This window comes from Enterobacter cloacae complex sp. P2B, from assembly GCF_014895985.1.
Lineage (GTDB): Bacteria > Pseudomonadota > Gammaproteobacteria > Enterobacterales > Enterobacteriaceae > Enterobacter > Enterobacter bugandensis.
In genome coordinates this window covers 35,390-46,632 of record NZ_JADBQQ010000008.1, presented here as the reverse complement: position 1 = coordinate 46,632, position 11,243 = coordinate 35,390, and the positions used below count along the sequence as shown (strand labels likewise).

11 protein-coding genes are annotated in these 11,243 nt (G+C 58.2%); 3 read left to right on the top strand and 8 right to left on the bottom strand.

What is annotated here, in order from left to right; genetic code table 11:
* Positions 1 to 32 precede the first annotated feature (32 nt).
* Positions 33 to 896: a LysR substrate-binding domain-containing protein gene (locus IM313_RS08340; RefSeq protein WP_100171023.1), complete on the top strand. Its 864-nt coding sequence runs from the start codon at positions 33 to 35 to the stop codon at positions 894 to 896.
* Here IM313_RS08340 and IM313_RS08335 read toward each other — a convergent pair.
* From IM313_RS08335 to IM313_RS08325, 3 genes are read right to left on the bottom strand one after another with little or no spacing between them, the layout of a single operon-like run.
* Positions 877 to 2,154 carry a DUF445 domain-containing protein gene (locus tag IM313_RS08335; protein WP_192971565.1) on the bottom strand — a complete coding sequence of 426 codons (1,278 nt, stop codon included), beginning with the start codon at positions 2,152 to 2,154 and terminating at the stop codon, positions 877 to 879. The genes IM313_RS08340 and IM313_RS08335 overlap by 20 nt on opposite strands.
* A gap of 3 nt (positions 2,155 to 2,157) precedes the next feature.
* Positions 2,158 to 2,811: a LysE family translocator gene (locus IM313_RS08330; protein WP_192971566.1), complete on the bottom strand. Its 654-nt coding sequence runs from the start codon at positions 2,809 to 2,811 to the stop codon at positions 2,158 to 2,160.
* A gap of 47 nt (positions 2,812 to 2,858) precedes the next feature.
* Positions 2,859 to 3,602, bottom strand: coding sequence for an AraC family transcriptional regulator (locus IM313_RS08325; RefSeq protein ID WP_192971567.1), 744 nt, complete (start codon positions 3,600 to 3,602; stop codon positions 2,859 to 2,861).
* A 151-nt stretch (positions 3,603 to 3,753) separates the two neighbouring features.
* On the opposite strand from IM313_RS08325, the gene IM313_RS08320 reads away from it, so the two are divergent.
* The gene (locus IM313_RS08320) at positions 3,754 to 5,124 is read left to right on the top strand and encodes an NAD-dependent succinate-semialdehyde dehydrogenase (RefSeq protein ID WP_192971568.1); all 1,371 of its coding nucleotides are present in this window, start codon (positions 3,754 to 3,756) and stop codon (positions 5,122 to 5,124) included.
* A gap of 44 nt (positions 5,125 to 5,168) precedes the next feature.
* Here the strand turns inward: IM313_RS08320 and IM313_RS08315 are convergent, their stop codons facing one another.
* Together IM313_RS08315 and IM313_RS08310 are read right to left on the bottom strand one after the other, a co-directional pair.
* On the bottom strand, positions 5,169 to 5,489 hold the full coding sequence (locus tag IM313_RS08315; RefSeq protein WP_028015390.1) for a hypothetical protein: 321 nt from the start codon (positions 5,487 to 5,489) through the stop codon (positions 5,169 to 5,171).
* A complete protein-coding gene (locus tag IM313_RS08310) occupies positions 5,489 to 6,034 on the bottom strand; it encodes a YfaZ family outer membrane protein (RefSeq protein WP_028015391.1) in 546 nt (181 codons plus the stop codon). The genes IM313_RS08315 and IM313_RS08310 overlap by 1 nt, the downstream gene beginning before the upstream one ends.
* Before the next feature lie 410 nt (positions 6,035 to 6,444).
* Between IM313_RS08310 and IM313_RS08305 the strand changes: the two genes are divergently transcribed.
* On the top strand, positions 6,445 to 7,803 hold the full coding sequence (locus IM313_RS08305) for an esterase-like activity of phytase family protein (protein WP_192971569.1): 1,359 nt from the start codon (positions 6,445 to 6,447) through the stop codon (positions 7,801 to 7,803).
* Positions 7,804 to 7,856: 53 nt separating this feature from the next.
* Here the strand turns inward: IM313_RS08305 and yjiA are convergent, their stop codons facing one another.
* From yjiA to IM313_RS08290, 3 genes are read right to left on the bottom strand one after another with little or no spacing between them, the layout of a single operon-like run.
* Positions 7,857 to 8,810 carry a GTPase gene (gene yjiA / locus IM313_RS08300; protein ID WP_192971570.1) on the bottom strand — a complete coding sequence of 318 codons (954 nt, stop codon included), beginning with the start codon at positions 8,808 to 8,810 and terminating at the stop codon, positions 7,857 to 7,859.
* Positions 8,811 to 8,820: 10 nt separating this feature from the next.
* Positions 8,821 to 9,024, bottom strand: a complete 204-nt coding sequence (locus tag IM313_RS08295) for a YbdD/YjiX family protein (protein WP_003856610.1) — start codon at positions 9,022 to 9,024, stop codon at positions 8,821 to 8,823.
* A gap of 54 nt (positions 9,025 to 9,078) precedes the next feature.
* Positions 9,079 to 11,232 carry a carbon starvation CstA family protein gene (locus tag IM313_RS08290; protein WP_192971571.1) on the bottom strand — a complete coding sequence of 718 codons (2,154 nt, stop codon included), beginning with the start codon at positions 11,230 to 11,232 and terminating at the stop codon, positions 9,079 to 9,081.
* Positions 11,233 to 11,243: the final 11 nt, after the last annotated feature.

Here is an 11,243-nt window from a genome sequence, read left to right as displayed (position 1 = left end):
TCAGGACTGAATGTCCTGAAAATGAGGATGATATGGATAAACGCTTTTCAGCATTAGACCTGGACGCGCTGCGCAGCTTTGTGGAGGGGATCCAGTCCGCCAGTTTTGCCGAGGCGGCGGACAGACTGTGTCGGTCCACCTCTGCGGTCAGTGCCCAGTTAAAAAAGCTGGAGCAGCAGTGTGGCGTGGCTCTGACCGTTAAGCAGGGGCGTACGCTGGCACTGACCCGAGAGGGTGAAATTCTGCTGAGCTACGCCCGACGCATGCTGGTATTAAATGATGAAGCGCTCCGGGCTATCAGAGGTGAGTTGCTTCAGGGCGAGGTGCGGCTGGGTATGCAGGAGGACTTTGGCGAGTCCGTGATGCCGAAGGTCCTCGGCGATTTTCACAGACAACACCCTGAGCTTCGCATGACGGCACGTGTCGATCGCAACCCGCCGCTGCTGCGCGGCGTGGCGGCGAATGAACTCGATCTGGCGCTGGTCTGGCAGGAAGGTCGAGAAGGCGACTACGTGCGAAGCGAACCGCTGGCATGGATTTGCCGGTCCCGCGAGGACATTGAGGTCCTTCTGCAACGAGGTGAGCCGCTGCCGCTGGTGATGTTTGACGCGCCCTGCCTCCTGCGAAGCCGGGCCATCGCGGCACTGGATGCCGCAGGTATTCCCTGGCGTATCGCTTATACCAGCTATAGCCTGAGCGGGCTATGGGCGGGAGTTAGTGCGGGGCTGGGTATTACGCTCCGCACGCGTATTGGTCTGCCCGAGACGTTACGGATCGACAGCCACCTGCTGCCAGATGCAGGAGAGCTGGGTATCGCCCTGCATCAGGGGAGCGCCTCCCCCAATGCAGCTATTACCAGCATGAAGGCGCTGATCCTCAGGACGCTGAATGGATAAGCGTTGGGACTTGCGAGAGTAAGAACAGGATTAGGCCTATCGTCCCGCCCACCAGCGTGCCGTTGACGCGGATGAACTGCAGGTCTTTGCCGATGTTCAGCTCAATCTGGCGGGACATGTCTTTGGCGTCCCAGCTTTTGACCGTGTCGCTGATGTGGCGGGTCAGGAACGCGGCGAAATCCGGCGCGACGCGGTGCGCGGCCTGCTCCAGATGCTCGTTCAGCGACGCGCGCAGGCTGGCGTCGTTTGTTAGCGTTTCGCCAAACCACAGTCCGGCGTTGGCGATGCGCTGCTTCACGCGCGAATCCTCGCTCTGCATATCCGCCTTCAGCCACTGGCGCAGGTCAGCCCACATCTCGCCCAGATAGCGGTTAAACGCCTCATCGTTCTTCAGGTAGTGCTTGATGTTGTCGGCTTTCGCCGCCATTTCCGGATCGTTTTTCAGGTTGTCGATAAGCTTCAGCGTGGCGCGGTCGAACGCCTGACGGATCTGGTGCGTGCGGTCGTGGCTGATATCGTCCAGCAGCGTGTTCACCGCGTTCGACACCATCTCCGCGCTTTGATCGCCCAGCCACTCCGTGGGGAGCACCATCGCCTTGCGCGGATGCTCGGTTTTGAGCCAGTGGACAATCTGATCGGCAATAAACTCCCGCGTGCTTTCCCGCTGAATCAGGGTAATCAGCCGGTTGATGATGGCGTCCAGCAGTACCTGATGGCGGTTATTTTTGGTCATGCTCTCCAGCATGACGGCGCTGGTTTCGGTGAAATCGACCTTGTCGATAGCTTTATGCACCGCGCGTTTGAGCAGGCGCTGAATACGTCCGTCATCGGTCAGCTCGAGAAAACCGCTCATCACCTGCATCAGATGCAGCCCGACGCGCTGGGCGTTGCCGGGCTTGCTGAACCAGGCGCCAATCATCTGCGCTGGCTCATAACGGCGGATAAGCGCCACAAGTGACTGAGTATCAAGAAACTTCTCCTGCACGAACTGGCCGAGATTGTCGCCGATTCGGTCCTTATTGCGCGGGATAATCGCCGTATGGCGCGAAATAAACGGAATGGGAACCCGGCGGAACAGCGCGACGACGGCAAACCAGTCCGCCAGCGCGCCGACCATCGCCGCCTCGGCAATGGCTTTGACGCCGCGCACCCAGAAGGTCTGCGGCAGGAAGAGGGTGGTGACAAAGGCCGCGGCGGCAATCAGCAGCAGCGACAGCGCCAGCAGCTTGGCGCGTTTGAGTTCAGCGATTTTTTCCATGGGTTAAGGATAGAGGGAAGCGGGGGAAAAGTGCAAAAATCGCCACAGCACCCACCCGCCAAACCCCATCAGCACCCCGCCCGCCGTGCGCTCAATCCACCACAGCGAACGGCTGAGCTTCTGTTGCACCGCCGATAGCCCCATCATCGACACCAGCGCCAGATCCCACGCCAGCACCACCATCACCATCCAGACGCCGCAGGTCGCCTGCTGAAGCAGCGTGACGTCCGGCCCGAGTAACGCCGTCATCAGCGCCAGGTAGAACAGCGCATTTTTTGGATTTAACAGCGCCGATCCCAGCCCCAGCAGGATCTGCTTCATCAGAGAAGGGCACCGCTGTCGGGTTTCTGCAAGCGTCAGCGCCTGCGGTTGGCTGCGCACCAGATGCGAGCCGATCCACAGCAGGTACAGCGCCCCACATACCTCGATAAGCGTAAACAGCCACGTAAACTGGCGCAGCGCGTTCCAGCCGATAATCACCAGAACAATATAGAGCGCGTTACCCGCGGCGATGCCGACGCACAGCCCGGCGCTGCCGCGCAGCCGATAGCGCGCCGCGTAGCCCACAAGCAGGAAAAAATCCGGACCCGGGCTCAACAGCGCAACAAAATGCGCCAGCGCCAGAGCGAGAAAAGCGGAAGGGAAGAACAGTTCCATAGCGACCTCAGTTAACCATCTGAGGACAGGCTACGGCGCTGCAGAACCTATTTATTGTCTGATATTGATCGGCCCGTGGCGTACTGGCGCGGCGTGGCGGCGGTATAGCTGACGAAGGTCTTATGAAAATGGCTCTGGTCGGCAAAGCCGCTCTGGTAGCTGACGTCGGCGATGTCGTCCCCGGCACGTAGCCGCGCTTTGGCGAACTCCACGCGGGAGATGTTGAGGAAGCTGCCCGGCGTCAGGCCGGTGTCCTGCCGGAAGGTACGGATCAGCGTCTCCTTGCGCAGCGAGAAGTGTTGGGCAAGTTCGTCAAGCGAAGGCGGTGCGGCCAGGTCGGCAAGAAACGCCTGCCGCACCTGCTGGCTGGTGGGCCGAAGCGCGTCTGCGTTATCCGCGCAGCGGGGAAGGGCAGAAAGCAGCGCCTCCACGGACGCTGGAGACATTGTCTTAACGACGTCCAGGTAACGGGCAAACAGGGCAGGGTTACGAATCACCTGTAGCGCCAGAGGAAGATCGGTGTCGATATAGAGCATATGGTAGCTGCGCGGCTGCCCGTCGACGGGGTTGCAGCTGTGCGGCACATAAGCCGGGATCGCAATGAGGTCCCCGGGATGAAGAATGTACTCTTGGTCATGACACACGCAGCAGGTCTGGCCCTCAACAATCGCGCCGATGGAGAGTTGAGGGTGACAGTGGCGTTTGTACGCCTGCGTGCTTTGCCAGGTGCTGCGCAGCTCAAGGCCCCTGGCGCGGTGAAAAGTCTGGCGAACGTATCGGGTATCGGTCATGGAAACTCCTTCTGGACGTTTTTTATACCACGTCAGCGAACCGTCCGGCACTGCTTAACTCAGAACCTTCCGGATATACCCAACTTTACGTCCACAGCCAGTCATGTTGACTACCCTTAATACCCTAAGCGGTAAAACATGGAGATTCGATATGGCTTATCAGACAGTAAATCCTGCCACTAACCAGCTCATCAAAGAATACCCCTCACATACCGACGCGGATATCGAAGCGGCGCTCAAGGCGGCCGATGCGCTTTACCATTCGGAATGGGCGAAAGGCGACATCAGCCAGCGCCTGCCGGTGCTGCATAAGCTTGCCGACCTGATCGACGAGCGCGTGGAGGATCTGGCCAAAATCGCTAGCCAGGAGATGGGTAAGCTCATCGAACAGAGCCGCGGCGAGGTGAAGCTTTGCGCGCAGATCGCCCGCTACTACGCCGACAACGCGAAGCAGTTCCTCGCCCCGGTGAAGTACGACTCTGAACTTGGGGAAGCATGGGTGGAGCATCACCCTATCGGCGTACTGATGGCCGTCGAGCCGTGGAACTTCCCGTACTACCAGCTGATGCGCGTCCTGGCACCAAACCTGGCGGCGGGTAACCCCGTTATCGCCAAGCATGCCAGCATCGTGCCGCACTGCGCCGAGACCTTTGCGCATCTGGTGCGCGAGGCGGGTGCGCCGGAAGGGGCGTGGACGAACCTGTTTATCTCGTCCGAACAGGTGGCGAATATCATCGCAGACGATCGCGTGCAGGGCGCAGCGCTAACCGGCTCCGAAAAGGCGGGCAGCGTGGTGGCCGCGCAGGCGGCGAAGCACATTAAGAAATCGACCCTCGAACTGGGCGGTAACGACGTCTTCGTGGTGCTGGACGACGCGGACCTGGATAAAGCGGTTAAGATTGGCGTGAATGCGCGGCTCAACAACGCAGGGCAGGTTTGTACCGCGGCGAAGCGCTTTATCCTGCACGAGAAAATTGCCGACGCGTTCCTCAGCAAATTTACCGAGGCGTTTAAGCAGGTGAAGATTGGCGATCCGCTGGACGAGAGCACCACGCTGGGGCCGCTCTCTTCCAAAGATGCGCTGGAAACGCTGACCAAACAGGTTAACGAGGCGGTGAAAAACGGTGCCACGCTGCACTATGGCGGCAAGCCGGTGCAGCGCGACGGGAGCTTCTTCGAACCGACGATCCTGACGAATATATCGCGTGAGAACCCGGCGTACTTCGAAGAGTTCTTCGGCCCGGTTGCGCAGATGTACGTGGTGAAAAACGACGACGAAGCGGTCGCGCTGGCGAACGACTCCCACTACGGCCTGGGCGGGGCGGTGTTCAGCCAGGACATCGAGCGCGCGAAGAAAATGGCGTCGCGGATCGAGACCGGGATGGTGTACATCAACTGGCTCACCGATACCGCGCCGGAGCTGCCGTTCGGCGGCGTGAAGCGTTCCGGCTACGGACGCGAGCTGTCGGATCTGGGGATCAAAGAGTTTGTGAACCAGAAGCTGGTGGTGGTGCGTAAGTAAGAGGTAATAAAAAAACCTGCCGGTTGGCAGGTTTTTTCAGTTGATTACTGTACTTCGATCTTGTCCCAGCCGCTTTTGAACATGCAGCTGTCGACTAACGTATCCCGGCGATATTCATTCGCGTCTTCAACCGTGTAGCTCGTGGAAATATCCTTTTTCTTGTTCTTTTTGTCCGTTTTTTCCGAGCTCGAACCGGTCACCACGTTATCCGGAGGCAGATCGATCAGGGCCTGCGCTTCGCATTCCGTGAGCTTTTTATTCATCTCAGCGTCGCTCACGCCCGGTTTTACCCATTTGTACTGGACGCAGCCGGTGAGCATCAGCGTGAGGCTCAGAACGCAAAGCGCGGTAATGCGGTGTTTCATCAGAAGCTAACTCCACCGCCGACATATGCGCCATCAATCAGGGTGTGGTTTGGACGACCATCTTTACCGTCAACGCTCACGTGGCGGTAGCCCACTTTCAGCGTAACCGGTTTGATTGGGGTCCAGCTTACGCCGCCGTTAGCTTCAACGTAGTTTTTCACGCTGTTGTTCAGGCCTTCTGGTGCCGCATAGCCTTCGCCATAGACGTGGATGCTGTCGGTCAGCGCAACGTTTACGCCGCCGCCAATCGGGAAGGCCACGCCGTTATCGCCTTTTTTCGGGCCGATGTAGATGGCTTTTGCGCCTGCATTCAGCATCACCGGGCCCACTTCCAGGTTGTAGCCTGCGCCCACGCCACCGGTCTGGGTACCGTCGTCGGTGTTTTTCAGCCAGTTACTTTCGAGATAAACACCGGATGAGGATTTGCCCATTTCCAGGTTGAGGTTGGTAAAGTTTTTACCCTGCTCAATGCTGCCGCCCATTGCCAGTGCGGAACCCGAGATGGCGGTCAGTGCAGAAAGAAGAAGAATGTTAAGTTTTTTCATGTTTCGTGCCTCATCATCAAATTAATCTGGGGGCACCTTAACAAGCGATGTTTATGACTGCAAATGTGATGCAAATCGACTTTTCATGCTGTAATTGTTAATTCTTTTATCTTTATTTGTAACGCTTAAGTTGGGTTGTCGGCGTGTCAACGCGCAAATTTCAGGTGTTGAGGAACAGTTTAATTTTTTGACTAAACGAAATCTGAACGAGGCAGGGATAGTGATTTGATATGCATTAATTGCGCTTCTAATAATTTCCAATTCCATTTCTAAAATCACATAAAAAAACAAATTTTTACATTTTTATGGTCATTATTCGTTCAGATGTCCGGCCACGTTTCCTTTCCATGTCATTTTTCTGACACGTTTGTTCATTACGTTGTGGGCTTCACTTTCCGGATGCTAACAATATGAAAAGAAAAATCATTCCTGTGCTTATCGGCTGTACGCTCTCTTTCTCTGGCCTGGCGGCGCAGCCCACGGCTGAGCGCTATGTTGTCAGCTTCCCTGACGGCTCACACGTGAAATACAGCGGCGCGTTTGCCGGTGCGTTTCCGAATGGACTCCCGGTAGGGATTGGCTCCGGCCTGCTGTTTACGGGCAAGCAGGGCGATGCTCTGACCTTCGCGACCGTGACCGATCGCGGTCCTAACGCCGATGCGCCCAAAATGGGTAAAAACGAAGCCAAAATTTTTGTCACACCGGATTTCGCGCCGCTGCTGATGACAATTCGCGTTCAGAACGGCAAAGCGGAGGCAACGGATGCCCGCCCGCTGCATGATTATAAAGGCGAGATTAACGGCCTGCCGCTGCAAAGCGGCGTGATTGGAGCCACCAATGAGGTGGCGTTCAGCGATACCCTCAAAATTCTGAAGGGTGACAACCGCGGGCTGGACACGGAAGGCATCACCCCGGACGGCAAGGGCGGTTTCTGGCTGTGCGACGAGTATGGCCCGTTCCTGATTAACGTCGACAGCAAAGGAAAAATTCTGGCGATCCACGGGCCGCAGGCGGCGGAAGGGGAAAAATCCATCGCGGGCGGTCTGCCAAACGTTATCAAATGGCGCCAGCCGAACCGGGGCTTTGAAGGCCTGACCCGGATGCCGGACGGGCGGATTATCGCCGCCGTGCAAAGCACGCTGGATATCGACGGTAAGAGTAAAAAGCAGGCGCTGTTTACGCGTCTGGTCAGCTTCGACCCGGCGACCGGGAAAACGGCGATGTACGGCTACCCCATCGACAGCGCGGCCTACAGCAAAAACAGCGACGCTAAAATCGGCGACATCGTGGCGCTGGACGACCAGCACATCCTGCTGATTGAACAGGGTGAGGATAAAAATGACGCGATGCGTAACCTTATCTACAAGGTGGATCTCAGCAAGGCGAGCGACCTGACCGCTTTCGACAAGCCGGGCGAGTACCCGGAGTTTGATGATGAGAAAACCCTGGCGCAGCGCGGCATTACCCTTGCTGCAAAAACGCAGGTCGTCGATCTGCGCGCGCTGGGCTGGAAACAGGAGAAGGCCGAAGGGCTGGCGCTGATCGACGGCAAACGGATTGCGGTGGCGAACGATAACGACTTTGGCGTGAAGGTGGCGATGCAGCATCCGGTCGAGGGCAAAAAGCTCAAGGACTATCGGGTTAACGAGGAAGGCAAGCTGACGCTGGATGATAAACCGGTGGAAACCACGCTCAGCGTGAAGCCGCTGAAGAAGCCGGAGTCAGAGAGCGAGCTGTGGATTGTGACGCTGCCGGAGGCGTTGAAATAATTTTACCCCTCATCCTAACCCTCTCCCCAAAGGGGAGAGGGGAAGCAAGGCGGTTATTTCTTCAGACCCGCAAACGCTGCCCGAATCTCCTCCTCCGGCAGCTGGATACCAATAAACACCATCACGCTATACGGCGCTTCATCGCCCCACGGGCGGTCCCAGTCGGCGCTGTACAGGCGCTGTACGCCCTGAAACAGCAGGCGGTTCGGCTCGCCGTCGATCCACAGCATGCCTTTGTAGCGCAGCAGCTTGTCGGCAAACGAAAGCAGCAGGTTTTCCATTACCCGCGAGACCTCGCTGATGTCCACCGGATAGTCCAGCTCCACCACAATCGACGCCACATCGTTTTGCTTGTCTCCCATAAAGTGGAAGCGCGGTTTCGTGGTGACGTTCTCCTCCAGCATAAAGCCGTTGGTGTTAAACAGCTGGGATAGATCGATATCGCCATGCGTCACCGTATAAATCGGCGCGCGCGAGTTGATGCGCGTCAGGCGCTCGCGGAGTTTTTCGCTGTCGCCTGCCACGTCGGTTTTGGTCAGCAGAATGCGGTCGGCGTAGCCCACCTGAGACTGGGCAATGGTGAACTGGTTCATCTGCTCGTCGGCGTGGACCGCGTCTACCAGCGCGATGACGCCGTCCAGCAGGTAGCGCTGGCACAGAATGTCATGGGAGAAGAAGGTCTGGATAATCGGGCCCGGGTCCGCCATGCCGGTGCACTCGATCACCAGACGGTCAAAGTCGATGTCGCCGCGATCGCGGCTGTCGAGCAGGTCCAGCAGGGCGTCTTCCAGCTCGTTAGAGCGGGTGCAGCAGATGCAGCCGTTGGTCAGGGTTTTGATTTGCGTGGCGCGGTCTCCGATTAATTGATCGTCAACGGAGACTTCGCCAAATTCGTTTTCGATGACGGCGATTTTGAAGCCGTGCTGCTCGTTCAGGATGTGGCGCAGCAGGGTGGTTTTACCGGCGCCGAGGAAACCGGTCAGCAGGGTAACGGCAATCGGGGTCATGGTCTCTCCTTTAGCAGCAGCGGACGCCGCCTTCTCCACTTCCGCCGTAGCGCGCTTCCTGACGCTCGCGGAAGAATTCGGTGTAGGTCATGTACGGCTTATCCGGATGGTTGGTCTTCATATGCTCAACGTAGTTGTCATAGTCCGGAATGCCAATCAGCATCTTCGCCGCCTGACCGAGGTATTTTTTTGCTTCGCCTAAGTTACCAAACATAGTCCATCCTGATAAGAACAAAGCCCCGCCGGAGCGGGGCTGAATACAACCAGATTAATGGTGTGAAGAGGTCTTCACGCCGCCTTCCGGCACCGGCACGTACGGGGTCTCTTTATCCGTACGGCCTTCGGTGTTGCGCACTTTCATCCAGGTTTTGATGCCGTAGAAGATAATGCTATACACCACCACCAGGAACAGAATGCTCAGACCCGCGTTGGTGTAGTTGTTCACCACGATATGGTTCATGTTGGCAATCTGCTGTGCGGTCAGATCCGCGCCGCCTGCGGCAATCTTCTCTTTGTACTGGTTAGCCATGAAGAAGAAGCCTTCCAGCTGTGGGTTGGTGCTGAACAACTTCAGGCCCAGCGCCCAGGTGGTGCAGAGCAGCAGCCACAGCGCAGGAACCACGGTCACCCAGATGTATTTGGTGCGCTTCATCTTCACGAGGACGACGGTACCGAGCACCAGGGCAACGGCTGCCAGCATCTGGTTAGAGATACCGAACAGTGGCCACAGGCTCTTCACGCCGCCGAGCGGGTCGACAACGCCCTGGTACAGCAGGTAGCCCCACAGGCCTACGCACCCGGCAGTACCCAGAACACCCGCTACCAGAGAGTCGGTTTTCTTCAGGAACGGCACGAAGTTGCCCAGCAGATCCTGCAGCATGAAGCGGCCCGCACGGGTACCGGCATCCAGCGCGGTGAGGATGAACAGCGCTTCGAACAGAATACCGAAGTGGTACCAGAAGCCCATGTCCGCCCACGGCAGCACTTTGTGGAACACGTGTGCGATACCCACGGCCAGCGTCGGCGCGCCACCTGCGCGGTTGAGCACGGACGGTTCGCCAATGTCCTTCGCGGTCTGCATGATCTGCTCAGGCGAGATCACGAAGCCCCAGGAGCTGACGGTCGCCGCCGCGTGTGCGCTGGCCTCTTTCAGCTGCGCCATGATCAGCGCGGTATTTTCCCCGCCCATCTCATGCAGGTTTGGCATGGTGATGCCCAGACCCGCCGGCGGGGTGTTCATCGCGAAGTACAGGCCTGGCTCGATAATCGACGCCGCAACCAGCGCCATGATCGCCACGAAGGACTCCATCAGCATCGCGCCGTAACCGATAAAGCGCGCGTCGATTTCGTTAGCCATCAGCTTCGGCGTGGTGCCGGAGGCGATCAGCGCGTGGAAGCCAGACACGGCGCCGCAGGCGATGGTAATAAACAGGAACGGGAACAGGGCGCCTTTCCACAGCGGACCGGTGCCGTCAATGTACTGAGTCACCGCCGGCATTTTCAGCTCAGGGTTGATGATGACAATCCCGATCGCCAGCCCGACGATGACACCGATTTTCAGGAAGGTCGCCAGGTAGTCGCGCGGAGCCAGAATCAGCCACACCGGCAGCAGGGCGGAAACGAACGCGTAACCGATCAGCGCGAAGGTGATGGTGGTGTCTTTAAAGGTCAGCGCCGGGCCCCAGTACGGGTCGTGCGCAATCACGCCGCCGAAGTAGATGGAGGCGACCAGCAGTACGATACCAATGACCGACACTTCACCCACGCGCCCAGGACGCAGGAAGCGCATATAGATGCCCATGAACAGCGCAATCGGTACGGTAGAACAGACGGTGAAGACGCCCCACGGACTTTCGGCCAGCGCTTTCACCACGATCAGCGCCAGCACCGCGAGGATGATGATCATGATCAGGAAGCAGCCGAAGAGGGCGATAGTGCCCGGCACGCGGCCCATCTCTTCTTTGATCATCTCGCCCAGCGACGAACCGTTACGGCGCGAGGAGATAAACAGCACCATAAAGTCCTGCACCGCTCCCGCCAGCACCACGCCCGCCAGCAGCCAGAGCGTACCCGGCAGGTAGCCCATCTGGGCGGCCAGCACCGGGCCGACCAGCGGGCCCGCGCCTGCAATGGCGGCAAAGTGGTGACCAAATAGCACGTAGCGGTTGGTTGGCACGTAGTTCAGACCGTCATTGTTAATGACCGCCGGGGTGGCGCGCGTCGGGTCGAGCTTCATGACCTTCTGCGCGATGTACAAGCTGTAGTAGCGATAGGCCACAAGGTAGACGGAAACCGACGCGACCACGATCCACAGGGCGCTGACGTGTTCGCCCCGGCGCAATGCGACAACCGCCAGACAGAAAGCGCCGAGGATCCCGAGTAAGGCCCAGGGCACGTGCTTAAGTAGTTTTTTAGTATCCATAGTAAGACCTG